The organism is Serratia sp. 121840015-1, from assembly GCF_053627655.1.
Window position 1 is genome coordinate 156,089 of sequence record NZ_JBSEYF010000005.1, and the last position, 24,088, is coordinate 180,176.

The window sequence follows — 24,088 nt, forward strand, 5'->3', positions numbered from 1 at the left end:
GGAATGAGCGTAATTATCGTTGGTGGCGGTATGGCGGGCGCGACGCTGGCGCTGGCTATCTCGTCGCTTACTCAGGGAAGAATGGCCGTGGATCTGGTCGAGGCGACTCGGCCGGATGACCGCAGCCATCCGGGCTTTGACGCCCGCGCCATCGCATTGGCGCAGGGCACCTGCCAACAGCTGGCGCGCATCGGCGTTTGGCCGGCGCTGCGCGACTGCGCCACGCCGATCACTCAGGTGCACGTCAGCGATCGCGGCCATGCCGGTTTCGTGAATCTGCAGGCGCAGGATTATCAGGTCGATGCGCTTGGCCAGGTGATCGAACTGCACGACGCCGGGCAGCGGCTGTTCGCGCTGCTGGCGAAGGCGCCGGGCGTTACGCTGCATTGCCCCGCGCGGGTGGTGGACGTGATTCGCACCGCAGAGCGGGCGGAAGTGCAACTGGATACCGGTCTGCGCCTGTGCGGGCAGCTGCTGGTGGCGGCCGACGGTTCGCGTTCGGCGCTGGCGCAGGCCTGCAACGTGCAGTGGCGGCAGGAGGAGTATCCGCAGTTCGCCACCATCGCCAACGTCACCACGGCGGAAGATCCGCAGGGGCGCGCCTTCGAGCGTTTTACCCGCTACGGGCCGCTGGCGCTGCTGCCGATGTCGCAGGGGCGCAGTTCGCTGGTGTGGTGCCACGCGCGCGAAGATCGCGCCCGGGTGGATGTCTGGGACGACGAGCGTTTTATCGCCGAGCTGCAACAGGCCTTCGGCTGGCGGCTGGGGCGTATCCTCAAGGCCGGTAAACGGCACAGTTATCCGCTCAGCCTGCTGACCGCCGATCGTCATGTCAGCCATCGTCTGGCGCTGGTGGGCAACGCGGCGCAGACGCTGCACCCGATCGCCGGGCAGGGGTTCAACCTCGGCCTGCGCGACGTGATGTCGCTGGCGGAAACGCTGGCGGAAGCGGTAGACAGCGGCGAAGACGCCGGCGGTTATGCGCTGCTGAGTCGCTATCAGCAGCGGCGGCAAAACGATCAGCAGGCGACGATCGGCGTGACCGACGGATTGATCCGCCTGTTCGCCAACCGTTATGTCCCGCTGGTGGTCGGCCGTAATCTGGGGCTGATGGCGATGGCGCGTTTGCCGGCGGTGCGCGACGCCTTCGCCAAGCGCACGCTGGGCTGGGTGGAACGTTAGACACAGAATCGGGCGCCCTGTGGCGCGCCCAAAACGCGGCGCGGCAAGGCGTCGCGCGTTATTTAAGGAAATCGAGCAGCATGCAATCATTTGACGTGATTATCGCCGGTGGCGGTATGGTGGGGCTGGCGTTGGCCTGCGGCCTGCAGGGCAGCGGGCTGCGCGTGGCGGTGCTGGAACAACGCCAGCCGGACATGGCGCCGCCGTCGGAGCAGCCTGCGCTGCGCGTCTCCGCCATCAATGCCGCCAGCGAGCGTTTGCTGCAGCACATCGGCGTGTGGGACGACATTCTCCAGCAGCGCGCCAGCGCTTACAACGCGATGGAAGTGTGGGAGCGCGACAGCTTCGGCAAAATCGCCTTCCGCGGCGACGAGTGCGGCTTCAGCCATCTCGGCCACATCATCGAAAACTCGGTGATCCAGCAGGCGCTGTGGAAACGCGCCGAAAGCCTGTCGGACATCACGCTGATTACCCCGGCCGCGCTCAAGCAGGTGGCGTGGGGCGAGAACGATGCCTTCGTTACGCTGGAGGACGGGCGTATGCTGACCGCCCGCCTGGTGATCGGCGCCGACGGCGCCCAGTCGTGGCTGCGCCAGCATGCCGACATCCCGCTCACCTTCTGGGATTACCGCCACCATGCGCTGGTGGCCACCATTCGCACCGAAGAGCCGCATCAGGCGACGGCGCGGCAAATTTTCCACGGCGACGGCATTCTGGCGTTCCTGCCGTTCAGCGATCCGCATTTGAGTTCCATCGTCTGGTCGGTGACGCCGGAAGACGCCGAGCGGCTTAAACAGCTTGAGCCGGAGCAGTTCAACCGCGAACTGGCGATGGCCTTCGATATGCGCTTGGGCGCCTGCAGCCTGGAAAGCGAACGGTTGGCGTTCCCGCTGACCGGCCGCTATGCGCGCAGCTTCGCCTCGCACCGCCTGGCGCTGGTGGGCGATGCGGCGCATACCGTGCATCCGCTGGCCGGGCAGGGCGTGAACCTGGGCTTTATGGACGCCGCCGAGCTGATTGCCGAACTGCGCCGCCTGCAGCGGCAGGGCAAGGATATCGGCCAGCACCTCTATCTGCGCCGCTATGAGCGCCGCCGCAAACATGGCGCGGCGGTGATGCTGGCCAGCATGCAGGGTTTCCGCGAACTGTTCGACGGCAACCACCCGGCCAAAAAGCTGCTGCGCGACGTGGGGCTACGGCTGGCGGACAGCCTGCCGGGCGTCAAGCCAAAGCTGGTGCGTCAGGCAATGGGCCTGAACGATCTGCCCGAGTGGCTTGCCTGATACCTGCCTTCTGCGAGCCCCCAGCGGGCTCGCGCTTCTCGCCTTATGCCATCGTCTTTCCTTATATAACCCTTCATTTGAAATAATCTAATTTCAGCCGCTTTTTATCATTACTTTTTCTAATTCCATGTTCGGTTATCAAAAGTCGGAATCTCATGCGCGGCCGTCGGTTTGTTATATAACTTCGGAGTTTTGCCGCTTTAATTGTTAATTTTGTGCCTTAAAGCGCATTTTTCCAGTGAAAAACTCTGCACACTAGCCCGGCATTTTACCGCCCTGGAACGGCGATGAGCCTATTTTAACTTATGGTTAATGTGGTCGTTCGGTGATAAGTTCGAGGGAAAGGTATCGTTTGCGTCACGGCGGTTGCACGCAGTTTCCGCCCGTCCCGGCGCAGCATTTGTGTTGAGCAGTCAGTGCGCCATGGCGATCGGGCCGCGAGCCAGGCTCCGCCGCATTGCGTGGCAGCACCCTAACTTCTAGCGACGAGTGGAAAGAGGGAAAAGATGGCAAAGCAAACCCCACTGTACGACCAGCACGTGGCGTGCGGTGCGCGCATGGTAGACTTTCACGGCTGGATGATGCCGCTGCACTACGGCTCGCAGCTCGATGAGCACCACGCGGTGCGTCAGGATGCCGGCATGTTCGACGTGTCTCACATGACCATCGTGGATCTGCACGGTGCCCGCACCCGCGAGTTCCTGCGCTACCTGCTGGCGAACGACGTCGCCAAACTGACCCAACCCGGCAAGGCGCTGTACACCGGCATGCTGAATGCCTCCGGCGGCGTGATCGACGACCTGATCGTTTATTTCCTCACTGAAGACTATTTCCGCCTGGTGGTGAACTCCGCCACGCGTGACAAAGACCTGGCCTGGATCGAAGAGCACGCCGCGCCGTATGGCGTTGCGCTGACGGTGCGCGACGATCTGGCGCTGATCGCGGTACAGGGCCCGCAGGCCAAAGAGCGTGCCGGCACGCTGTTCACCCCGGAACAAAAAAGTGCGGTCGAAGGCATGAAGCCGTTCTTCGGCGTGCAGGCCGGCGAGCTGTTCATCGCCACCACCGGTTACACCGGCGAGGCCGGCTATGAGATCGCGCTACCGAAAGAGCAGGCGGCGGATTTCTGGCAAAAATTGCTGGCCGCGGGCGTCAAGCCGGCCGGTCTGGGCGCGCGCGACACGCTGCGTCTGGAAGCGGGCATGAACCTCTACGGGCAAGAGATGGACGAAGGCGTTTCACCGCTGGCCGCCAACATGGGCTGGACCATCGCCTGGCAGCCGGACGATCGCCGTTTCATCGGCCGCGAAGCGCTGGAACAACAGCGCGAGCAGGGCACCGAGCAACTGGTCGGCTTGATCATGACGGAAAAAGGCGTATTACGTAATGAGCTGCCGGTGCGTTTCACCGACGCGGCGGGGCAAACTCACGAAGGCGTGATCACCAGCGGTTCGTTCTCTCCGACGCTGGGCTTCAGCATCGCGCTGGCGCGCGTGCCGGCAGGTATCGGCGAGCAGGCCATCGTGCAGATCCGCAACCGTGAAATGCCGGTCAAAGTGACCAAGCCCGGTTTCGTTCGCGCCGGCAAGCCGCTGACAAATTGATTTTTTATTGATTGATTCTTTTATTTCTTCGAAGGAGTAACCGGCGATGAGCAATGTGCCAACAGAATTGAAATACGCATCCTCCCACGAGTGGGTTCGTTCAGAAGGTAACGGCGTTTACACCATAGGCATCACCGAACACGCGCAGGAACTGCTGGGCGATATGGTGTTTGTCGATCTGCCGGAAGTGGGCCGCAACGTCGCCGCCGGTGAAGATTGCGCCGTGGCGGAGTCCGTCAAGGCGGCGTCGGACATTTACGCGCCGATCAGCGGCGAAATTGTGGCGGTGAACGGCGAGCTGGAAAGCTCCCCGGAGCTGGTGAACAGCGAGCCTTACGGTGACGGCTTCCTGTTCCAGATTAAAGCCGCCGACGAAGGCGAGCTGGCGAACCTGCTGGACGCCGCGGCTTATCAGGCCTCGATCGACGAGTAATCGTGACCACGCCCCAGGCCTTTTGGCCGGGGCGTTTTAGTTACCGCTCAAGCTATATCCCGTATCACGCAAGCATTCAGGAATTTGTAGCAATGACTCAGACACTCAGCCAACTCGAACACAGCGAAGCGTTCATTGAACGCCACATCGGCTCTTCTGCGGAACAACGCCAGGAGTTGCTGGCAGCGGTGGGCGCTCGCTCGCTCAGCGCGCTGATCCAACAGATCGTGCCGGCGGACATTCAGCTGCCGGGGCCGCCGCCGGTCGGCGACGCGGCGACCGAACACCAGGCGCTGGCTGAGCTGAAGGCGATCGCCTCGCAAAATCAGCGCTACAAATCCTATATCGGCATGGGCTACAGCGCCGTGCTGACGCCGCCGGTGATCCTGCGCAACATGCTGGAAAATCCGGGTTGGTACACCGCTTATACCCCTTATCAGCCGGAAGTGTCGCAGGGCCGCCTGGAAGCGCTGCTGAACTTCCAGACCGTGACCCTCGATCTGACCGGACTGGATCTGGCTTCCGCTTCGCTGCTGGATGAAGCCACCGCCGCCGCCGAAGCGATGGCCTTGGCCAAACGCGCCAGCAAGCTGAAAGACGCCAACCGCTTCTTCGTGGCTGACGACGTGCATCCACAGACGCTGGACGTGGTGCGCACCCGCGCCGAAACCTTCGGCTTCGACGTCATCGTCGATAAAGCGGAAAAAGTGCTGGAGCTGGACGGCGTGTTCGGCGTGCTGCTGCAACAGGTGGGCACCACCGGCGAGCTGCACGACTACAGCGCGCTGCTGGCTGAATTGAAATCGCGCAAAATCATCACCAGCGTGGCCGCCGACATCATGGCCCTGGTGCTGCTGACCGCGCCGGGCAAGCAGGGCGCCGACGTGGTGTTCGGCTCCGCGCAGCGCTTCGGCGTGCCGATGGGCTACGGCGGCCCGCACGCCGCCTTCTTCGCCTGCCGCGACGAGTTCAAGCGCTCGATGCCGGGCCGCATCATCGGCGTTTCCCGTGATGCCGCCGGCAACACCGCGCTGCGCATGGCGATGCAGACCCGCGAGCAGCATATCCGCCGCGAGAAAGCCAACTCGAATATCTGTACCTCGCAGGTGCTGCTGGCCAATATCGCCAGCCTGTACGCGGTGTACCACGGCCCACAGGGGCTGCAGCGCATCGCCGGGCGTATCCATCGCCTGACCGACATTCTGGCCGCCGGGCTGCAGAAGGCCGGCCTGACGCTGCGTCACAACACCTGGTTCGACACCCTGACCGTTGAAGTGAAAGACAAAGCGGCGGTGCTGGAACGCGCGCTGAGCTTCGGCATCAACCTGCGTACCGATATCCACGGCGCCGTAGGCATCACGCTGGACGAAGCCACCTCGCGTGAAGACGTGCAGACGCTGTTCGCACTGCTGGCCGGCGACAACCACGGCCTGGACATCGACGCGCTGGACGCGGCGGTGAGCAAGAGCAGCCAATCGATCCCGGCCGCCATGCTGCGTCAGGATCCGATCCTGACCCATCCGGTATTCAATCGCTATCACAGCGAAACCGAGATGATGCGTTACATGCACCGTTTGGAACGTAAGGATCTGGCGCTGAACCAGGCGATGATCCCGCTGGGTTCTTGCACCATGAAATTGAACGCCGCTGCGGAGATGATCCCGATCACCTGGCCTGAATTCTCCGAGCTGCATCCGTTCTGCCCGCCGGAGCAGGCTGCCGGCTACCAGCAGATGATCGGCCAACTGTCTCAGTGGCTGGTACAGCTGACCGGTTATGACGCGGTGTGCATGCAGCCGAACTCCGGCGCGCAGGGCGAATACGCCGGCCTGCTGGCGATCCGTCGCTACCACGAAAGCCGTAACGAAGCGGGCCGCCACGTCTGCCTGATCCCGAGCTCGGCACACGGCACCAACCCGGCCTCTGCCCAAATGGCGGGCATGAGCGTGGTGGTGGTCGCCTGCGACAAGAACGGCAACATCGATCTGCACGATCTGCGCGTCAAGGCAGAGCAGGCGGGCGAAGAACTCTCTTGCATCATGGTGACCTACCCGTCGACCCACGGCGTGTATGAAGAAACCATCCGCGAAGTGTGCCAGATCGTGCATCAGTTCGGCGGTCAGGTGTATCTGGACGGCGCTAACATGAACGCCCAGGTGGGCATCACCACGCCAGGCTACATCGGTGCGGACGTTTCGCACCTCAACCTGCATAAAACCTTCTGCATCCCGCACGGCGGCGGCGGCCCGGGCATGGGCCCGATCGGCGTGAAAGCGCACCTGGCGCCGTTCGTGCCGGGCCACAGCGTCGTGCAGATCGACGGCGTAACCACCCAGCAGGGCGCAGTTTCCGCAGCGCCGTTCGGCAGCGCCTCCATCCTGCCTATCAGCTGGATGTACATCCGCATGATGGGCGCGGAAGGCCTGAAGCAGGCCAGCCAGATGGCGATCCTGAACGCCAACTACATCGCTACCCGCCTGAAAGGCGCATACCCGATTCTGTATACCGGCCGCGATCACCGCGTGGCGCACGAATGTATCCTCGATATTCGTCCGCTGAAGGAAGAGACCGGCATCAGCGAAATGGACATCGCCAAGCGCCTGATCGACTTCGGCTTCCACGCACCGACCATGTCGTTCCCGGTCGCGGGCACGCTGATGGTTGAGCCGACCGAGTCGGAAAGCAAGGTGGAACTGGATCGCTTTATCGATGCGATGCTGGCGATCCGCAGCGAGATCGATCGCGTCGCCAAAGGCGAATGGCCGCTGGAAGATAACCCGCTGGTGAATGCGCCGCACGTGCAGGCGGAGCTGGTCAGCGACTGGCAGCACCCGTACAGCCGCGAGCTGGCGGTGTTCCCGGTGGCCGGCGTGCGCGAGAACAAGTACTGGCCGAGCGTTAAGCGCCTGGACGACGTGTACGGCGACCGTAACCTGTTCTGTTCTTGCGTGCCGATGAGCGATTACGAATAACACGTTCGGCAAAGTTTGTGTTCGGGGGACACCGCATCATGCGGTGTCCCTTTTTATTTTATTGCGGCCTATTCTTTCCTGTACGTTCCCACGATTTGAGGAGTCACCATGCAAGCGGCAATCGTAACAGCGCTGGGGCAAGCCCCGGTTTTCGGCACCTTTGAGGAGCCCCTGGCGCAGGCGAATGAAGTGCCGATCGAGGTTCTGGCGGCCGGCATCAAACAGCTGGATCGCGCTACCGTCGCCGGCACCCATTACTCCAGCCCCAAGCAGCTGCCGATTGTGCCCGGCACCGACGGCGTGGGCCGGACGGCCGACGGGCAACGGGTCTATTTCGCCTCCTTCCGCCGTCCTTACGGTGCGATGGCTGAGCGCAGCGTCGCGTCATGGACGGTGCCGGTGCCGGAGGCGGTAGACGACGCCACGGCGGCGGCGCTGATCAACCCGGCCTTCGCCGCCTGGCTGCCGCTGCGCTGGCGAGCGGATCTGCAGCCCGGTGAAACGGTGCTGATCATCGGCGCTACCGGCACCTCGGGCAAACTGGCGGTTGCGGCGGCGCGTCAGGCGGGAGCCGGGCGCATCGTTGCCGCCGGCCGTCGGCTGAGCGTGTTGGAGGCGTTGGGCGTGGATGCCACGGTGGATCTGAGCCTGCAGGGCGAGGCGCTGACGCAGGCCTTCGCGGCGGCGGCGGGGCCGGGCGGTTATCAGGTGATCGTCGATTATATCTGGGGCCCGGCGACCGAAGCGCTGCTCGCGACGCTCAATAATCACGATCTCTCGTCTTACGCCGGCGGGCGCGGCATTCGCCTGGTCAACGTCGGCTCGATGGCCGCGCCGGACATCCGGCTGCCGGCGGCGGTATTGCGCAGCAATCAACTGCAGATCCTTGGCAGCGGCACCGGCAACTTCCCGCCGATCCCGGAGATGCAGCGCTACGCGACCGAAATTCTGGCGCTGGCGGCGACGGGCGCGCTCACTATCGAGACGCAGGAGCACGCGTTGGCGGAGATCGCCGAGGTGTGGGATCTGAACAAGAAAAGCGACGTGCGTTCGGTGATACGCATCGCCCGTTAGGCCCTTGCCGTTAACGGCAAGGGCAGACCAGGTGAATATCCTCCGGCTCGCGGGCGAACAGCTCGGCATCCGGGCGCTCGATGAGCCGGCAGCCCTGCGCCAGATAGAAGTCTACGGTGCTTTTGTTAGGGATGGAGGAGACGTATAGCCCGGCGGCGCCTTCCTGCGCCGCCTGACGCAGGCAGAGTTGAAACAGCTGCTTGCCCAGCCCCAGGCCGCGTTGGTGCGCGCTGACGTAAAAGAACAGCAGCTGGCGCAGATCCCGCTGCGGGCCGCGCGGCTCGGTGTCCAGCGCCGCCGCCGCGACGATCTCCTCGCCTTCGAACCGCGCGAAGAACGCGCCGCCGCGATCGAAGCAGGCTTCGTGGATTGGCGTATAGGTTTCCTGGTCGTGCGGATCCCAACCGCGCACGTCGTAGTAGTCCGGGTAGGCTTGCAGCTTGCCGTCCTGCAGGCGATACAGGGTGTCGATGACTTCACTGCGGTCGATATCCCATAGGCGGTCGAGTTGCTGCCGTTGCAGCAGAACAGGGGCGCTCATGATCGTTATTCACTCTCAGTCTGTGGCCGGTAACTTTCCGGCAAATCGATAATAAAACCGATGCCGCGATCGTCGAGGCCTTCGGTGACGCGCAGCTGCGCGCCGATTTTGTCGGCCAGGTTCCGGGCGATGGCCAATCCCAGCCCGCTGCCGGTTTGCTGCGTGCCGGGCACGCGGTAAAAGCGTTCAAACAGGCGCGGAAGGTGCTCTTCGCTCACTCCGGGGCCGTTGTCGCGCAACGTAATATAGCAGCCGAGCGGTGCCAGCGAACGGATATTGGCTTCGATGCGGCTACCGGGCGGCGCGTACTTGAGCGCGTTGTCCAGCAGATTGGTGAAGATGGCGATCAGCGCATGGCGATCGGTGTTTATCACCACGTCCTCGCTGCCGTCGAGCGAGAGTTCCACATCCTTTTCCAGCGCATAGGGGACGTGCTGCGCGATGCATTTGCCAATGTCGGCGTAGATGTCCACCACCTCGATTTTCAGCGGAAAATCCTCCGCCTCCAGCTTGGCCAGGTTGATCAGCTGGCGCGACAGCGACGCCGCGCGATCCAGCCCCTGCTGCATGTCGCCGATGATCTCCCGGCGCTCCTGTTGCTCCGAGACCTGGGTCAGCAGATGCAGCTGCGCCAGCACGGCGGCGATCGGCGTGCGCAGTTCGTGTGCCGCATCGGCCATAAAGCGTTTTTCGCGCTGGTTGGCGGCGTCGATGCGCGCCATCAGCTTGTTGACCTCCACCACCACCGGCCGGATTTCCTGATACTGCTCGCTGACGTTGATCGGCGACAGGTTACCCGGCTGGCGATCGGAGATGGTGCGGGCGATCTGGCGCAGCGGTCGCAGGCTGAAGTAGGCGGTAAACAGCAGGGTGATGATGATCGCCGCCAGAATGCCCAGCAGCGGCATGGCGGTGCTTTCCGCCGGGTTACCGAACAGCGTGGTGCGATCGTTGAACGACTCGCCGACGATCACCCGGTATTGACGCTTTTCGCTCCAGCTGCCGGCAAGATGCCAGTTGGCGCCGGCGTACTTAACGGAGCCGGACAGCACCGAAGGCGGCAGGCGCAGCGGTTCTCCCTGCGTTTGCGAACTGTAAAGCACCCGGTTGTCCCGATCGTAAACCACGAACAGCGGGTGGTAATCGATTTGATCCTGCATGCCGTTATTGATGGAATCAATGTACATGCCTTCAATGGTCTTGATGATGCCGCGGTAATCGATATTGTCGGTGCCGGTTTCATCGAGAATATTGGCGATACCCACGGCGACAATGCGTTGCTGGTTATCGAAATATTTTTCCATGTCGGGGTAATACCAATATTTCACCCAGGCGACGAGGATCCCCCACAATAATAAAATGGCCAGGACCTGGAAAATAATGGTGCGCATAAAGAAGGATTTGAAACCGATCATCCTGCTACTCTTTCTTCAGCAAATAACCAATGCCGCGTACGGTAATAATTCTTTCTTTACCGATCTTGCGCCGTAAATTATGCATGTGCACTTCCAGCGAGTTGCTTTCCACGCTGTCGCCGTGGCCGAACAGCCGCTGTTCCAACACCGCTTTGCGCACCACGGTGCCGGCACAGCGCATCAGCTCGTGCAGCAGGTGATACTCTTTTTTCGACAGCATCAGCAGTGCGTTATCCAGCGTCACCTGATGGTTGACCGGGTCGAGATACAGCGTGCCGAGGCTCCAGGTTTGCGAAGCGAAGCCCGCCATGCGTCGGTTGACCGCCTTGACGCGTGAGATGAGCTCGGGCAGCGCAAAGGGTTTGGCCAGAAAGTCGTCCGCGCCGGAATCCAGGCTGTTCACCAGGCTTTCGATGCGGTCGCGGGCGGTCAGGATGATGATGGGGATATTTTGCCCGGCGGCGCGCCAGGCGATCAGCTTTTGCAAACCGTCGCCGTCCGGCAGCGTAAGATCCAACAGCATCAGGTCGAACCCGCCGGGTGAAAGTTTATTTTCCGCGTCCGCGAGCAGGCGCACCCAGCACAAATTAAAGCCGGTGAGCTCCAATGCGCGGCACAGCGCATTGCCTAATTGCAGGTCGTCTTCCACCAACAGTATGTTCACGTTTGTTCCGCTGAGATCTTCAAGTCGCGATTATCTAACTATAACCCTGCCGGGAAGACAACGGGGAAACTCGCTTTGCCTGCGCGTTCTTAAGCAAACCTTAATCTGGCTTTAATCTCGCGTTAAGGGAACGCGGTGGAATTTCAGTTATTTTGCTGCCATTCGATACCACAACAGAAGGAGCGAAACATGCAGACTGACGGTTCCCCGCCCGCGGGCACCTCGCGGCGGCTGATATATGCAGGCGTGGCGGCCGTGCTCGTTCTGTTGATGCTGTCTTTTCGCGGCGATGCCCAGAGCCATGGCCATAGCGGCCTGCATGCTGCCGGCTTACAACGGGGGCATCAGGTGACGACGCCGGACGCCTACGGCTGCGTCAAAGCGCGCATTAAAAAGCAGCTGCGCCGCCTGGCTCAGCTTTAAAGCGTTTTTTAGCGCGCGGCTCTATACTCTGACGGGCAAACGGGGCGCCTGTGCACAGGCCGCTGTGTTGATATCGCCAACCAGAGAAAAACAATATGACGAAAGTGGCATTGGTCACAGGCGCGAGCCGGGGAATTGGTCGTGCGACCGCTTTGCTGCTGGCCCGGCAGGGCTATGCGGTGGGGGTGAATTACCTGCGCGACGAAAGCGCGGCGCGGCAGGTGGTGGCGCAGATTGAGGCGCAGGGCGGCAAGGCGCTGGCGCTGCAGGCCGACGTGGCCGATGAAGCACAGGTGATGGCGATGTTCGCTGCGCTGGACGCCGGGCTGGGCACGCTCAGCGCGCTGGTCAACAATGCCGGGATTCTGTTCCAGCAGGCGAACATTGAAAAATTGACCGCCGAGCGCATCAATCAGGTGCTCGGCACCAACGTGACCGGTTACTTCCTGTGTTGCCGCGAGGCGGTGAAGCGCATGGCGCTGCGCCATGGCGGGCAGGGAGGCGCTATCGTCAACGTTTCCTCCGCGGCGTCCCGGTTGGGGGCTGCCGGAGAATACGTCGATTACGCCGCCTCGAAAGGCGCCGTCGATACCCTGACCATCGGGTTATCACGCGAGGTGGCGGCGCAGGGCATCCGCGTCAACGGCGTGCGGCCCGGATTCATCTATACCGAGATGCACGCCAGCGGCGGCGAGCCCGGCCGGGTGGATCGCGTGAAGGACAGTTTACCGATGCAGCGCGGCGGGCAGCCGCAGGAAGTGGCGGAGGCGATCGCCTGGCTGCTGTCTGACGCTGCGTCTTACGTGACCGGCACTTTTATCGAGGCCGCAGGCGGGCGTTGAACGCATGAGGGGGTTTTGACATCCCGTCGTGCGGAGTGTATTGCCTACCAGCATTAGCTGCCGCTCGGCGGCGTTCGGTCAAAACCACAAAAACGGTCATTAACGGTCATGTTGCGGAACGTGGAATTGTGACCGTTTACCGTTTCTCTCCTGTCTGTCTCAGACGCACACGCATCATAACTGCCTGTTACTCCACACTTTCGTAATTATTCATTTCATTTCCTTCCCGATTTTTTTGACAACTATCACACCGCCATCGTTGACCGATCGCGGGGCGATGCGCTTTGCGTCTGCGCGCAAAACGCGGCGCGGCAAATCGATATCGTAATCATCGTCGTGGAGGAGAAAAGAAACATGCTGCCTGTAGAACGTCATCGCTTTATCACCGAAGTCTTGAGCCAGCGCGGCCGCGTGATGGTGCAGGAGGTGGCGCAGCTGTGCCACATCTCTATCGAGACGGCGCGGCGTGATCTGGCCTTGCTTGAACGGCGCGGCCTGCTGCTGCGCAGCCACGGCGGCGCGGTGTTCGTCGAGCCACCGGCGGTGGAGAAAACCTATGTGCCCGCCGAGATAGACCAGGGGGAATCTTTCCGCCAGCGCAGCAACGAGGCGCCGGAGCAGAAAACGCGTATCGCCAAACGCGCGCTGGAGTTTATCTCGCCGGGGGATTGCCTGCTGCTGGACAGCAGCTCAACCAGTTGGTTTTTGGCGCGCCAGCTGCCGGATATTTCACTGGTGGTGCTGACCAACTCGCTGCACATCATCCAGACGCTGGCCTGCAAGGCCAACGTGCGCACCATCGGACTGGGGGGCGAGTATTCCGCCAAGTACGAGGATTTTATCGGCGTGCTGGCGGAGCAGATGCTGAAGGAGTTCGTGATCAACAAGCTGTTCTTCTCCTGCCACGGCATCTGCCAGGACGGCGGTATCCGCGAGAGCAATGAGCACCATGCGCGGTTGAAGCAGCAGATGCTGCTGGCGTCGGAACGCAAGTTCCTGTTGGTGGACAGCAACAAGTTCGGCCGCCGCTCGTTCGCGCGCATCTGCCACTACCGGGAGATAGATACCTTAATCACCGATCGGCTCAGCGACGACGAATTTCGTCAGGAACTGGCCTGGAACAACGTAGACGTGATTGAAGTTTCACCCGCCGCGAAAAGGGCGGCGCGATAACAACAACGAAAACCCTTATTACAGCCAACACTTGTGGAGAGAGAACAATGAAAAAATCCGTACTGGTCGGTCTGTTTGCCTCGCTGCTGCTTTCGGTCTCCGCGCAGGCGGCGGACAAGCTGAAAATGGGCGTGGTAGTGAAGATCGGCGGCATTCCCTGGTTCAACGCCATGGAGGCCGGCATCAAAAGCGAGGGCGCCAAACGCGGCATCGATGCCTGGATGGTCGGGCCGACGGCGGCGGACCCGGCGCTGCAGGTGCGCGCCATCGAAGATCTGATCGCGCAGAAGGTGGACATCATCGGCGTGGTACCGAACGACGCCCGGGTGCTGGAGCCGGTGCTCAAGCGCGCGCAGGAAGCGGGCATCAAGGTGATCGTGCACGAATCCCCCGGCCAAAAGTACGCCGACTGGGACTTTGAGCTGGTGGACGCCTCGCAGCACGGCGTCAACCACATGAAAGCGCTGGCCGCCTGCATGAAAGAGCAGGGCAAGTACGCGGTGTATGTCGGCAGCCTGACGGTGCCGCTGCACATCACCTGGTCAGACTCGGCGATCAACTACCAGAAGCAGCACTACCCGAACATGCAGCTGGTGGGCGACAAGTTCGGCGTGGGCGAATCGCTGGATGACAGCGTGCGCACCACCAACGATCTGATGGCCAAATATCCCGATCTGAAAGGCGTGCTGGCCTTTGGTTCACAGGGGCCGATCGGCGCCGGGCGCGCGGTGCTCAACCGCGGCAAAAGCAACGATATCTGCGTCATCGGGCCGTTCAGCCCGGGCCAGGGCGCTTCGCTGGTCAACCGTGGCGCCATCAAGGGCGGCTATATCTGGAATCCGCTGGTGGCGGGCGAGGTGTTCGTGCGCATCGCCGACATGATGCATAAGGGAGAAAAAATCACCGACGGCATGACCATCGAAGGCATGGGCAAGGTGCAGGTGGATGCGCAGCAGCACACCATTCTCGGCAACGCCACCGAAAGCCTGGATAAGCAAAACCTGCCGAAGCTGGTGAAGATGGGGCTGTAATCATGGCGATTTCCGGTAATACGGCAACGCAGGGCGCGCCGCTGATCGCGCTGCAGCAGCTGTCGATGACCTTTGGCGGCCAGCGTGCGCTGAACGCTATCTCGCTGGCGCTGATGCCGGGGGAAGTGCACTGCCTGGCGGGTACCAACGGCTGCGGCAAGAGTACGTTGATCAAGGCGATCGCCGGCGTGTATCAACCGGACGACGGCAGCCGCATCACCATCGACGGGCAAACCTTCGGTCGGCTGTCGCCGGATCAGGCGCGCGCCTTCGGCATTCAGGTGATCTACCAGGATCTGTCGCTGTTTCCCAACCTGACGGTGGCGGAAAACATCGCCTTCGAGCACAACCTGCATGGGCTGCTGGGATGGTACCGCCCGGCACGGCTGCGGCGCACCGCCGAGCGGCTGTTGCAGGAGCTGAGTTTCCATCTGGATCTCGACAAACGGGTGGCGGAGCTGCCGATCGCCCAGCGCCAGCAGGTGGCGATCTGCCGCGCGCTGGTGGCGGAGGCGCGGCTGGTGATCATGGATGAACCGACCGCCTCGCTGACCCGCACCGAGGTCAATCAGCTGCTGCGCACGGTGGATTACCTGAAAGCGAAAGGCATCTGCGTGGTGTTCGTCAGCCACCGGCTGGACGAGGTGCTGGAAATTTCGGATCGCGTCACGGTGATCCGCGACGGCAACAAGATCGGCACCTGGCCGGCGGCGGAGATCACCGGCGATCGTCTGACCGAGTTGATGACCGGTCTGAAGCTGGACTATCGCCTGAAGTCACCGAGCATGAATAAGGATCGGGTGATGTTGGAGGCGGATCGCCTCAGCCGCACCGGGCAGTATCAGGACGTGAGCTTCCGGCTGCATCAGGGCGAGGTGCTCGGTCTATGCGGCCTGCTCGGCTCCGGGCGCACCGAGCTGGCGCTGAGCCTGTTCGGCATGACCCGGCCGGACAGCGGCAAGCTCTACCTCGACAGCAAACCGGTGCGCTTTCGCGGCCATGAGGACGCGATCAAGGCCGGTATCGGCTACGTCTCGGAGGATCGCCTGACGCTCGGCCTGGTGCAGCAACAGTCGGTGGCGGACAACGCGGTGCTGACCATTCTCGATAAGCTGCGCGGGCGTTTTCGCCTGATTGACGACTACCGCAAGAATCGCATCGTCGCGGAGTGGATCGCCAAGCTTGGCGTGCGGGTGGCGGATCCGGAGCAGGCGGTTTCGACGCTGTCCGGCGGCAATCAGCAAAAGATCGTGTTGGCCAAGTGGGTGCTGACCCAGCCGCGGATCTTGATCCTCGACTCGCCGACCGTCGGCGTCGACGTTGGCGCCAAGGCCAGCATCTATCAACTGATCCATCTGCTGGCGCAGGAGGGGATCGCCATTTTACTGATCTCCGACGAGGTGCCGGAGGTGTATTACAACTGCGATCGGGTGCTGCACTTCAGCGGCGGCAGCGTGATCGGCGAATACCTGCCGGGGCAGGTGAGCCAGCAACAGCTGGCGGAGGCGGTCAATGCGTAGATTCAGCCTGAAACCGCGCGGCAACGAAGGCTACCTGGCCTGGGTACTGCTGCTGACGGTCATCGTTTTTTCGCTGCTCAGCGATCGGTTTTTGACGGTGCAAAACCTGCTCGATCTCAGCGAAAGCTATGCGGTGAGCGGCATTTTCGCCCTCGGCCTGTTCGTGGTGCTGGTGACCGGCGGTATCGATATCTCCTTCGCGGCGGTGGCCTCGGTGGTGCAGTACCTGATCGCCACGCTGGCGACCCACTACGGGCTGGCCAGCCCGGTGGGCAGCATTCTGCTGGCGTTGGCGATCGGCGCCGCGCTGGGCATGGTCAACGCGCTGTTGATCTACTGCCTGCGCATCGTCTCGATCATCGTCACCATCAGTATGCAGGCGTTGTTGTTCGGCATGCTGATGTGGCTGACCAACGGCCGCAGCCTGTACGCGCTGCCGGACTGGTGGACGCTGCCGCGCAGCGTGCTGCCGTTTCAGCTGGGTGAGCAGAGCTATCAGCTCGGTTTGCCGACGCTGGTGATGCTGGCGGTGGCGCTGTTGACCTGGCTGCTGCTGAACAAGACGCACCTCGGGCGTCAGCTGTTTGCCGTCGGCGGCGATGCGGAGTCGGCGCGGCGCATCGGCATCCGCGTCGGCCTGCTGCACCTGTTCGCCTATGGCTATCTGGGCGTGATGGCGGCGATCGGCGGCCTGGTGCAGGTGTACCGCATGGGGGAGGTGGTGCCCAATGCGCTGGTGGGCGGTGAGCTAGATGTACTGGCGGCGGCGGTGCTGGGCGGCGCCAGCCTGAACGGCGGCAAGGGTAGCGTGATCGGCACGCTGATGGGCGTATTCCTGATCGGTGTGCTGAAAAACGGTCTCAACCTGATCGGCGTGTCCAGCTACTTCATGAACGTGGTGATCGGCCTGGTGATCGTCGCGGCGATTACCGTCACCCACTACAAGAAACGCAAAGAAACCGACGTCGGTTTCGCCTGAGGAGCGCCTGATGGGCAACTACCTGAAATTTCGTCCGGACGGCACTGCCGTCGGCCTGTTGGCGCTGCTGGTGGCGGTGGTGCTGGCCTTCAGCCTGCTGATGCCGGGGCGCTTCTTCAGCGGCGCCACCTTCACCAGCGTGGCGTTCCAGCTGCCGGAGCTGGGCCTGCTGACCCTGGCGATGTTCATCCCGATCCTCAGCGGCGGCCTGAACCTGTGCATTATCGCCAGCGCCAACCTGACCAGCCTGCTGATGGCCTGGCTGTTCATCAGCTATCTGCCGCCGGACGCCGGGCTGGGGCTACAGGCGCTGTGGCTGGTGTTGGCGCTGGCGGCGGCGATGCTGCTGGCCGTGATGATCGGCGCGGCGACCGGCGCGTTGGTGGCCTACGTCGGCGCGCATCCGATTCTGGTGACGCTGGCCACCATGACCACGGTCAACGGCATCGGTATCTATCTGACGCGCGGTGCGGCCCTGAGCGGCATGCCGGAGATCGTGCGGTTTATCGGCGCCGAGCGCGTGCTGGGCGTACCGGTACCGCTGTGGATCTTCCTGGCGGTTGCCGTGCTGCTGGCGCTGTTCTTGCAGAAAACCCGGCTCGGCAAATGCATCTACATGAGTGGCAGCAACATCAACGCCACCCACTTCAGCGGCGTGAATACCCATCGGGTGTTGATCGCCATTTACACCCTCTCCAGCCTGCTGTGCGTGATCGCCGGGCTGGTGATGATGGCGCGCTTCAACTCGGCGCGCATGGGCTACGGCGACTCTTATCTGCTGCTGACGGTACTGGCGATCATTTTGGGCGGCACCGATCCGTTCGGCGGTTTTGGTCGGGTCAGCGGCGTGGTCCTGGCGCTGGTGGTGTTGCAAGTGATCGCCACCGGTTTGAACCTGATGAACGTCAGCCCGCATTTCAGCCTGGCGATGTGGGGCGCGGTGCTGATCGCAGTGCTGGCGCTGAAGTTTTTCCGCCATCGCTATCGGCAGCGGCGGGCGATGCGCCGCAGCGCGGCCCAGGCCAGAGCCGCAGCGGGCCACTGATCCTTTTCCCTTTTGCGCAGGATAACGCTAATGAAATACCAGATTTCACCTTCACTGATGTGCATGAACCTGATGGATATCCGCCAGCAATTGGCGGTGCTGAACCGCCGCGCCGATATGCTACATATCGACATCATGGACGGGCACTACGTTAAAAACATCACGCTGTCGCCGTTCTTTATCGAACAGATCCGCCCGCACACCTCGTTGCTGCTGGACGTGCATCTGATGGTGGAGAACCCGACCGATTTTATCGACCCGATCGCCCGTGCCGGCGCGGACTTTATCTGCCCGCACGCCGAAACCATCAACCGCGATGCGTTCCGGGTGATCAACCAGATCCGCGCGCTGGGTAAAAAAGTGGGGGTAGTGCTGAACCCGGCTACGCCGGTGGAGTTTATCCGCCACTACCTTCATCTGCTGGACAAGATCACCGTGATGACCGTCGATCCGGGCTATGCCGGGCAGCCGTTCATTCCCGAAATGCTGGAAAAGATCCGCCAGTTGCGCGATCTGAAACGCCAACAAAACCTGAGCTATCTGATCGAGATCGACGGATCTTGTAATCAGCGCACCTACCGCGATCTGATGGGCGCCGGCGCGGAAGTCTTGATCGTCGGCAGCTCCGGGCTGTTCAACCTCGATCCGGATCTGGAGACGGCATGGGAAAAAATGCTGGATCAGATGCGGCAGGCGGCCTGAGGCGGGGGACATGATGCGGCATTTTCTTGGCGTAGACGTCGGCGGCACCAATACCCGCCTGCTGTTGATGGATGATGACGGCGAGTTCAGCGGGTACCGCAAGATAGCGACCGCCGATTGGGCACGGCAGGCCGATCCGCTGGTGGCGTTGGGCCGCCTGATCGCCGGGCATTGCAAAGATCGTCAGGTGGCGCAGGTGATGCTCGGGCTGCCGGGGATCCTCAGCCGGGATCGCTCGCGGGTGCTGTCGCTGCCGTTCATTCCGGCGCTGGACGCCCAGCCGGTGGCGGCGCTGTTGGCCGATGCGCTGGCGCTGCCGGTGCGGATGGATAAAGACGTCAATCACCTGCTGTGGTGGGACTTGCAGCAGCTGCCGGCGCTGCCGCAGGTGGCGGTGGGGCTGTATCTGGGCACCGGCATGGGCAACAGCCTGTGGCTGAACGGCGACTTTTATCACGGGGCGCACGGCGCCGCCGGTGAGCTGGGGCACATTCCCTGGCCGGGCCATCAGGGTGAGTGCCCGTGCGGTAAACGGGGCTGCGTCGAGAGCCTGACCTCGGGCCACTGGCTGACCGGCTGGGCGCGCGCCAACACGGCGCAAACGCCGTTCGAACGGCTGTTCGAACGCCACGGCGAACATCCGGATCTGCGGCGCTTCGTCGAACGATTGGCGCAGACCATCGCCATCGAAATGAACGTGCTCGATCCCCAGCAGTTGATCCTGGGCGGCGGCGTGATCGCCATGAGCGGTTTCCCGTTGGCGCGCCTTGAGCAGGAGATCCGCCGCCATTTGCGCGGGCCGCAGCCGGCGCAGGGGCTGGCGATCTCCATCAGCCGCCTGACCGATGAAACCGGCAGCAAAGGCGCCTGCCTGGCCGCCCGGCGCCACCTCCAATTGAGCAGGGAGTACCCGCAATGAAAGGCAAAGTCTGCGTGTTCGGTTCGTTCAACCTGGATATCGTCGCCGGCATGGCGCGCTTTCCGCAGCCCGGCGAATCGCTGATCGCCCGCAACAGCATGATGGGCGCGGGCGGTAAGGGGGCCAACCAGGCCACCGCTGCGCTGCGCGCTGGGGCAAGGGTGCATTATATCGGCAAGGTGGGGCGCGATGACTTCGGCACCTTCGCCCGGCGCCACCTCGCCGCCGCTGGTTTCGATGCGGTGACGCTGTTCTCGACCGGCGATTGCCCGACCGGCAATGCGCTTATCTACGTTGCCGGTGAGGAGGCGGAGAACATGATCGCCGTCGATCCCGGCGCCAACCTGACGGTCAGCGAAGACGAGGTGCGCCAGTGTCGGCCGGCGATCGCCGCGGCGGACATTCTGTTGACCCAGCTGGAGAACAATCTGCCGGCGATTGAGCAGGTGATCGCCATCGCCCGTGAGGCGCAGACGTTCATCATTCTCAACCCGGCGCCGTTTCAGCCGGTGCCGGACAGCCTGCTGGCACAGGTCGATATGCTGACGCCCAACGCCACCGAGTGTACGTTGCTGACCGGCGTGCCGGTGCGGGATGTGGCTTCGGCGCGCCAGGCGGCGCAGGTGCTGCATGCCAAAGGCATTCGCTTACTGATCGTGACCTTGGGCACGCAGGGGGCGTTGTTCTCGGACGGGGAAAACAGCGAGCTGATCCCGGCGTTTCCAGCGCAGCCGAAAGACACCACCGGCGCGGGCGATGCGTTTAACGGCGCCCTGGCGGCGCAGCTGGCGAATCAGGTGCCGCTAGCCGATGCGGTGCGCTTTGCCGCCGCCTACGCGGCGGTCTGCGTGGAGCGCGCCGGGGCGGCGGGGTCGATGCCGAGCTATGAGGAGGCATTGGAACGCCAACGGGCGTTCGCTTGACGTTGAAGGGCTGCGGCGGCAGCCCGGTTCACTTACTTCAACCAGCCTTTACGCTGCGCATCCCGCAGGTGTTGCTCCATGTGGTGCCACAGCTCGGGGTGCACGTCGGCGATCGATGCATTGCGCGCCAGCACCTGCTCCAGGCTGATGCCGTTCTCTACCCAGCTCTGGCCTTCATTGTGCAGGTTCATCAGCATCGGCATGGTGCGATCCAGCAGCAAAGCGAAGCGTGCATCGGCGCTTTCGCCATCTTCATATTCCTGCCATAAAGCGGTGAAATACTCGCGCTGAGCCTCCGGCAACATGCCGAACAGACGGCGCGCCGCCGCCACTTCCTGATCGTGGATCGCCGCGCGGGCCGCCAGATCGTAGACCAGCACGTCGCCGGCGTCGATTTCCACGATGTCATGCAGCAGCGCCATCTGGATCACGCGCTGAATGTCTACGTCATCACCGGCGTAGGGCGCCAGGCTCATGGCGGCGATGGCGAAATGCCAACTGTGTTCGGCGGAGTTTTCCTGGCGCTGGGTGCCCAGCACTTTGGTGCGGCGTTGCACGCCTTTCAACTTATCGATTTCCATCAGGAACTGGATGACCTGGGTCATTGAGCCGAAATCTAACGCGGGTACAGCGGATGACATGGTGTAAACCTCAAGGTGGGTGGGTTGAAGCCTGACGATTGTAGACCACCGGACGGGCGATTTCGATGGTTACACGCGTTCACATTTTTATTTTAGCGTACACGTGTACACTGGAATTATTCTCAGTTAAGCTGCTTTGCGTTAATTTCGCACAAAGTAGGGCATTTTGAGGGGTTGCGCGTTATGGGGAAAACGGACGTAGTGAAAGCCGGAAACAATAAGATTGTCGCCGCGGCTTATCCGTGGGCGGAAGAGATCGCCAACAGCATCAGCCACGGCATCGGGCTGGTGTTCGGTATCGTCGGCCTGGTGTTGCTGTTGGTGCAGGCGGTGAATACCGGCGCGGATGCGACGGCCATCACCAGTTACAGTCTGTACGGCGGCAGCATGATCCTGCTGTTTCTCGCTTCCACGCTGTACCATGCGATCCCGCATCAGAAGGCCAAGCATTGGCTGAAAAAATTTGACCACTGCGCCATTTATCTCCTGATTGCCGGGACTTACACCCCGTTTTTGCTGGTGGGGCTGGATTCGCCGCTGGCGAAGGGCCTGATGGCGGTAATCTGGGGGTTGGCGCTGCTCGGCGTGCTGTTCAAGCTGGCCTTCGCCCACCGTTTTGAAGCCCTGTCGCTGGTGACCTACCTGACGATGGGCTGGCTGTCGCTGATCGTGATTTATCAGCTGGTTACGCGGCTGGAGGCCGGCGGTGTCACGCTGCTGGCGATAGGCGGGGTGGTCTATACCCTCGGCGTGATTTTCTACGCCTCCAAGCGCATCCGCTTTGGCCACGCCATCTGGCACGCCTTCGTGCTCGGCGGCAGCGCCTGCCATTTCATGGCGATCTATCTCTACGTCTAAACGTTATCGCTACGTCTGAATGCGTATTGAACAGGCGCCTCTTTTGTTTTAAAAAAGAGGCGCTTGCTTCTTTCGGGTATCCAGCAAGCCCGTTCTTTCATTTCTGAGCCCGCATACTCTTTCTCTTAACTTTGTTCAGGACTCATCACGATGATCGTTCGCTTATCCAAAGCGCTGCTGGTCTGCGCTATCGCTTTGTTCGCTTCGCTGGTGGCCTTCGGCAATATCACCGATTACGGCTCCAACTTCGCCTTTGTGCGCCACGTCTTTATGATGGACACCATTTTTCCCGACGCCACCATTGGCTACCGTTCGATACAGACGCCGTGGCTGCATCACGCCGGCTATATCTTCATCATCGCGCTGGAGAGCCTGACCGCGCTGCTGTGCTGGATCGGCGGCCTGCGCCTGCTGTGCGGCCTGAAACTGCCCGCTAAAACCTTCAACGGCCGGAAAAAACTGGCGGTAGTGGGGCTGACGCTGGGCTTCCTCACCTGGCAGGTCGGCTTTATGTCGATTGGGGGAGAGTGGTTTGGCATGTGGATGTCGAAACAATGGAACGGCGTGCCCGATGCGTTTCGCTTCTTCGTCACCATCATCCTGGTGCTGATCTATCTGGTGCAGCGCGACGGGGAATTGGACGAGTAACGAAGACGGCCGCAGGCAGGGCGCCTGCGGCCGATGGATTATTTCTCTTCGGCCAGCGAGTACGGCAAAGGTTTGATCGCCAGCTGGCTGGCGGCATCGTCGCGCACCCGCAGCTTGCTGTCGGCGTCCAAATCGTTGTTCATCACCACCTGTACCCACAGCGTGCCGTCGGCCAGTTGGCTCGACGCCAGTACGGTGCCGGTGCGGCGCCAGTTTTCACCCAGCTGCAGCTCCAGATCTTCCGCCGCCTGCGGGGCGCGGGCCGCCTTACCTTCCAGCCAGTAGAGCGCACGCTTGTTGGCACCGCGGAATTTGGCGCGCGCCACCATCTCCTGACCGGTATAGCAGCCCTTGCTGAAGCTGATGCCTTCCAGCGCCTGCAGGTTGGTGGCCTGCGGGATCAGCTGCGCGCTGTTGGCGGCGTCGATAACCGGATAGCCGGCTTCGATCTCCAGCGCCAGCCACTGGCCGCTGTCATTCAGTTCCGCCTGGTCATGCAGTTTGCCGATCAGCTGTTCGGCCACGGCGGGGCGGGTCACCAGCAGAAAACGTTCCGCCGGTGCACTGAAGTGCAGAATCGTAGTCTCGCTGTCCTGCACCACCGGGTGTTCGGCATCCGGCAGCGTAGCGAACAGGCCCGCCAACGCAGCGCGCGCCTGGAAACCGGCGACGCCCAGCAACACCGCATCGTTATCGGCGGCGATGGTGACTTTGGAGAATACCGCGTATTTTTTGATTTCAGCCAGCTGTCTGTCCAGCACGCTGCGGCGTTCCAGATAGGCGAAGCCTTCGCCACGGTGGAACAGGCGCAGGTTGCTCCACATTTTGCCTTTGGCGTCGCAGTGGGCGCACAGCACGTGCCGATCGGCCGCCAGCGCGTCGATGTCCGCCGTCACCTGGCCCTGGAGATACTTCACCGTGTCCGGCCCGTTCAGCGTCACCAGCGCCCAATCTTCCAGCGAGATCAGCGTCAGGGGCAGATGGGTGGAAGCGGAGGGCTGACGGGGTGGGAATGGAATGTTATGCGCCATAGTAAGTTCCTGCTCAACGTTTAGCTTACCTGAAGGGTATTGAACCCATGGTAAAAGAGGCGGCGGGCTTTGCAAACTGTTATTCGCGCCGTGGGGCCGGGGTGCGCTTTTTTTGGCATTTTGCGCTTTATTACGTTTTCCGCAGCAAAGCGCCTTCCCGGCGTGTATGTCAAATTGTTACTCTA

The 24,088-nt window shown here is 62.1% G+C and carries 23 protein-coding genes; 18 read left to right on the plus strand and 5 right to left on the minus strand.

The window, feature by feature from the left end; genetic code table 11:
• Positions 1-3: 3 nt before the first annotated feature.
• From ubiH to ACUXAC_RS20815, 6 genes are all read left to right on the plus strand, one after another.
• Positions 4-1,182 carry a 2-octaprenyl-6-methoxyphenyl hydroxylase gene (gene ubiH / locus ACUXAC_RS20790; protein WP_100396847.1) on the plus strand — a complete coding sequence of 393 codons (1,179 nt, stop codon included), beginning with the start codon at positions 4-6 and terminating at the stop codon, positions 1,180-1,182.
• A gap of 80 nt (positions 1,183-1,262) precedes the next feature.
• Positions 1,263-2,465 (plus strand): FAD-dependent 2-octaprenylphenol hydroxylase, encoded by a 1,203-nt coding sequence (gene ubiI / locus ACUXAC_RS20795; protein ID WP_100396846.1) that lies wholly within the window; start codon positions 1,263-1,265, stop codon positions 2,463-2,465.
• A gap of 506 nt (positions 2,466-2,971) precedes the next feature.
• On the plus strand, positions 2,972-4,069 hold the full coding sequence (gene gcvT, locus ACUXAC_RS20800; protein ID WP_060448418.1) for a glycine cleavage system aminomethyltransferase GcvT: 1,098 nt from the start codon (positions 2,972-2,974) through the stop codon (positions 4,067-4,069).
• A 46-nt stretch (positions 4,070-4,115) separates the two neighbouring features.
• Positions 4,116-4,502: a glycine cleavage system protein GcvH gene (gene gcvH / locus ACUXAC_RS20805; protein WP_225529553.1), complete on the plus strand. Its 387-nt coding sequence runs from the start codon at positions 4,116-4,118 to the stop codon at positions 4,500-4,502.
• Between the two features lie 92 nt (positions 4,503-4,594).
• Entirely contained in the window at positions 4,595-7,474 is a 2,880-nt protein-coding gene (gene gcvP / locus ACUXAC_RS20810; protein ID WP_060432203.1) for an aminomethyl-transferring glycine dehydrogenase, read from the plus strand.
• 108 nt (positions 7,475-7,582) lie between these two features.
• Positions 7,583-8,548 (plus strand): quinone oxidoreductase family protein, encoded by a 966-nt coding sequence (locus tag ACUXAC_RS20815; RefSeq protein ID WP_049199252.1) that lies wholly within the window; start codon positions 7,583-7,585, stop codon positions 8,546-8,548.
• A 10-nt stretch (positions 8,549-8,558) separates the two neighbouring features.
• Here ACUXAC_RS20815 and ACUXAC_RS20820 read toward each other — a convergent pair whose 3' ends face one another.
• The 3 genes from ACUXAC_RS20820 to ACUXAC_RS20830 are packed head-to-tail and all read right to left on the minus strand — an operon-like array spanning position 8,559 to position 11,168.
• The gene (locus tag ACUXAC_RS20820; RefSeq protein WP_060422828.1) at positions 8,559-9,089 is read right to left on the minus strand and encodes a GNAT family N-acetyltransferase; all 531 of its coding nucleotides are present in this window, start codon (positions 9,087-9,089) and stop codon (positions 8,559-8,561) included.
• 5 nt (positions 9,090-9,094) lie between these two features.
• Positions 9,095-10,504, minus strand: a complete 1,410-nt coding sequence (locus ACUXAC_RS20825) for an ATP-binding protein (protein WP_100396843.1) — start codon at positions 10,502-10,504, stop codon at positions 9,095-9,097.
• A gap of 4 nt (positions 10,505-10,508) precedes the next feature.
• Positions 10,509-11,168, minus strand: coding sequence for a response regulator (locus tag ACUXAC_RS20830; RefSeq protein WP_454266862.1), 660 nt, complete (start codon positions 11,166-11,168; stop codon positions 10,509-10,511).
• A 189-nt stretch (positions 11,169-11,357) separates the two neighbouring features.
• Here ACUXAC_RS20830 and ACUXAC_RS20835 point away from each other — a divergent pair, with 189 nt between their 5' ends.
• From ACUXAC_RS20835 to rbsK, 10 genes are all read left to right on the plus strand, one after another.
• Positions 11,358-11,591 carry a hypothetical protein gene (locus tag ACUXAC_RS20835; RefSeq protein WP_060441308.1) on the plus strand — a complete coding sequence of 78 codons (234 nt, stop codon included), beginning with the start codon at positions 11,358-11,360 and terminating at the stop codon, positions 11,589-11,591.
• 95 nt (positions 11,592-11,686) lie between these two features.
• Entirely contained in the window at positions 11,687-12,433 is a 747-nt protein-coding gene (locus tag ACUXAC_RS20840; protein WP_197786558.1) for an SDR family oxidoreductase, read from the plus strand.
• A gap of 354 nt (positions 12,434-12,787) precedes the next feature.
• On the plus strand, positions 12,788-13,606 hold the full coding sequence (locus ACUXAC_RS20845) for a DeoR/GlpR family DNA-binding transcription regulator (RefSeq protein WP_230490965.1): 819 nt from the start codon (positions 12,788-12,790) through the stop codon (positions 13,604-13,606).
• Positions 13,607-13,653: 47 nt separating this feature from the next.
• Positions 13,654-14,637 carry a substrate-binding domain-containing protein gene (locus tag ACUXAC_RS20850; RefSeq protein WP_060422843.1) on the plus strand — a complete coding sequence of 328 codons (984 nt, stop codon included), beginning with the start codon at positions 13,654-13,656 and terminating at the stop codon, positions 14,635-14,637.
• A gap of 2 nt (positions 14,638-14,639) precedes the next feature.
• Complete coding sequence (locus tag ACUXAC_RS20855; protein ID WP_060441311.1) at positions 14,640-16,157, plus strand: sugar ABC transporter ATP-binding protein; 1,518 nt, start codon at positions 14,640-14,642, stop codon at positions 16,155-16,157.
• Positions 16,150-17,136, plus strand: a complete 987-nt coding sequence (locus ACUXAC_RS20860; protein ID WP_060441312.1) for an ABC transporter permease — start codon at positions 16,150-16,152, stop codon at positions 17,134-17,136. Before ACUXAC_RS20855 ends, ACUXAC_RS20860 begins: the two co-directional genes overlap by 8 nt.
• 10 nt (positions 17,137-17,146) lie before the next feature.
• Positions 17,147-18,181: an ABC transporter permease gene (locus ACUXAC_RS20865; RefSeq protein ID WP_038871213.1), complete on the plus strand. Its 1,035-nt coding sequence runs from the start codon at positions 17,147-17,149 to the stop codon at positions 18,179-18,181.
• 30 nt (positions 18,182-18,211) lie between these two features.
• Positions 18,212-18,883, plus strand: coding sequence for a D-allulose 6-phosphate 3-epimerase (gene alsE, locus ACUXAC_RS20870; RefSeq protein WP_033635837.1), 672 nt, complete (start codon positions 18,212-18,214; stop codon positions 18,881-18,883).
• A gap of 10 nt (positions 18,884-18,893) precedes the next feature.
• Entirely contained in the window at positions 18,894-19,802 is a 909-nt protein-coding gene (gene alsK, locus ACUXAC_RS20875; RefSeq protein ID WP_203088653.1) for an allose kinase, read from the plus strand.
• Positions 19,799-20,725, plus strand: coding sequence for a ribokinase (gene rbsK, locus ACUXAC_RS20880; RefSeq protein WP_038871218.1), 927 nt, complete (start codon positions 19,799-19,801; stop codon positions 20,723-20,725). Before alsK ends, rbsK begins: the two co-directional genes overlap by 4 nt.
• 32 nt (positions 20,726-20,757) lie before the next feature.
• Here the strand turns inward: rbsK and ACUXAC_RS20885 are convergent, their stop codons facing one another.
• Positions 20,758-21,366, minus strand: coding sequence for an HD domain-containing protein (locus ACUXAC_RS20885; protein ID WP_025304127.1), 609 nt, complete (start codon positions 21,364-21,366; stop codon positions 20,758-20,760).
• A gap of 183 nt (positions 21,367-21,549) precedes the next feature.
• Between ACUXAC_RS20885 and trhA the strand changes: the two genes are divergently transcribed.
• Together trhA and ACUXAC_RS20895 are read left to right on the plus strand one after the other, a co-directional pair.
• Complete coding sequence (trhA, locus tag ACUXAC_RS20890) at positions 21,550-22,224, plus strand: PAQR family membrane homeostasis protein TrhA (protein ID WP_038871224.1); 675 nt, start codon at positions 21,550-21,552, stop codon at positions 22,222-22,224.
• A gap of 150 nt (positions 22,225-22,374) precedes the next feature.
• Complete coding sequence (locus ACUXAC_RS20895; protein ID WP_060422863.1) at positions 22,375-22,872, plus strand: DUF2165 family protein; 498 nt, start codon at positions 22,375-22,377, stop codon at positions 22,870-22,872.
• A gap of 38 nt (positions 22,873-22,910) precedes the next feature.
• Here ACUXAC_RS20895 and ygfZ read toward each other — a convergent pair whose 3' ends face one another.
• Positions 22,911-23,903 carry a tRNA-modifying protein YgfZ gene (gene ygfZ / locus ACUXAC_RS20900; RefSeq protein WP_387445284.1) on the minus strand — a complete coding sequence of 331 codons (993 nt, stop codon included), beginning with the start codon at positions 23,901-23,903 and terminating at the stop codon, positions 22,911-22,913.
• Positions 23,904-24,088: the final 185 nt, after the last annotated feature.

Coding starts and splice junctions, on each gene's coding strand:
- ACUXAC_RS20815 (WP_049199252.1), top strand. CDS start 7,583: ATGCAAGCGGCAATCGTAACAGCGCTGGGGCAAGCCCCGGTTTTCGGC.
- gcvH (WP_225529553.1), top strand. CDS start 4,116: ATGAGCAATGTGCCAACAGAATTGAAATACGCATCCTCCCACGAGTGG.
- ACUXAC_RS20840 (WP_197786558.1), top strand. CDS start 11,687: ATGACGAAAGTGGCATTGGTCACAGGCGCGAGCCGGGGAATTGGTCGT.
- ACUXAC_RS20850 (WP_060422843.1), top strand. CDS start 13,654: ATGAAAAAATCCGTACTGGTCGGTCTGTTTGCCTCGCTGCTGCTTTCG.
- ubiI (WP_100396846.1), top strand. CDS start 1,263: ATGCAATCATTTGACGTGATTATCGCCGGTGGCGGTATGGTGGGGCTG.
- ubiH (WP_100396847.1), top strand. CDS start 4: ATGAGCGTAATTATCGTTGGTGGCGGTATGGCGGGCGCGACGCTGGCG.
- ACUXAC_RS20885 (WP_025304127.1), bottom strand. CDS start 21,366: ATGTCATCCGCTGTACCCGCGTTAGATTTCGGCTCAATGACCCAGGTC.
- ACUXAC_RS20825 (WP_100396843.1), bottom strand. CDS start 10,504: ATGATCGGTTTCAAATCCTTCTTTATGCGCACCATTATTTTCCAGGTC.
- ACUXAC_RS20820 (WP_060422828.1), bottom strand. CDS start 9,089: ATGAGCGCCCCTGTTCTGCTGCAACGGCAGCAACTCGACCGCCTATGG.
- trhA (WP_038871224.1), top strand. CDS start 21,550: ATGGGGAAAACGGACGTAGTGAAAGCCGGAAACAATAAGATTGTCGCC.
- ACUXAC_RS20865 (WP_038871213.1), top strand. CDS start 17,147: ATGGGCAACTACCTGAAATTTCGTCCGGACGGCACTGCCGTCGGCCTG.
- rbsK (WP_038871218.1), top strand. CDS start 19,799: ATGAAAGGCAAAGTCTGCGTGTTCGGTTCGTTCAACCTGGATATCGTC.
- ygfZ (WP_387445284.1), bottom strand. CDS start 23,903: ATGGCGCATAACATTCCATTCCCACCCCGTCAGCCCTCCGCTTCCACC.
- ACUXAC_RS20835 (WP_060441308.1), top strand. CDS start 11,358: ATGCAGACTGACGGTTCCCCGCCCGCGGGCACCTCGCGGCGGCTGATA.
- ACUXAC_RS20895 (WP_060422863.1), top strand. CDS start 22,375: ATGATCGTTCGCTTATCCAAAGCGCTGCTGGTCTGCGCTATCGCTTTG.
- ACUXAC_RS20855 (WP_060441311.1), top strand. CDS start 14,640: ATGGCGATTTCCGGTAATACGGCAACGCAGGGCGCGCCGCTGATCGCG.
- ACUXAC_RS20860 (WP_060441312.1), top strand. CDS start 16,150: ATGCGTAGATTCAGCCTGAAACCGCGCGGCAACGAAGGCTACCTGGCC.
- gcvP (WP_060432203.1), top strand. CDS start 4,595: ATGACTCAGACACTCAGCCAACTCGAACACAGCGAAGCGTTCATTGAA.
- ACUXAC_RS20845 (WP_230490965.1), top strand. CDS start 12,788: ATGCTGCCTGTAGAACGTCATCGCTTTATCACCGAAGTCTTGAGCCAG.
- alsE (WP_033635837.1), top strand. CDS start 18,212: ATGAAATACCAGATTTCACCTTCACTGATGTGCATGAACCTGATGGAT.
- alsK (WP_203088653.1), top strand. CDS start 18,894: ATGATGCGGCATTTTCTTGGCGTAGACGTCGGCGGCACCAATACCCGC.
- gcvT (WP_060448418.1), top strand. CDS start 2,972: ATGGCAAAGCAAACCCCACTGTACGACCAGCACGTGGCGTGCGGTGCG.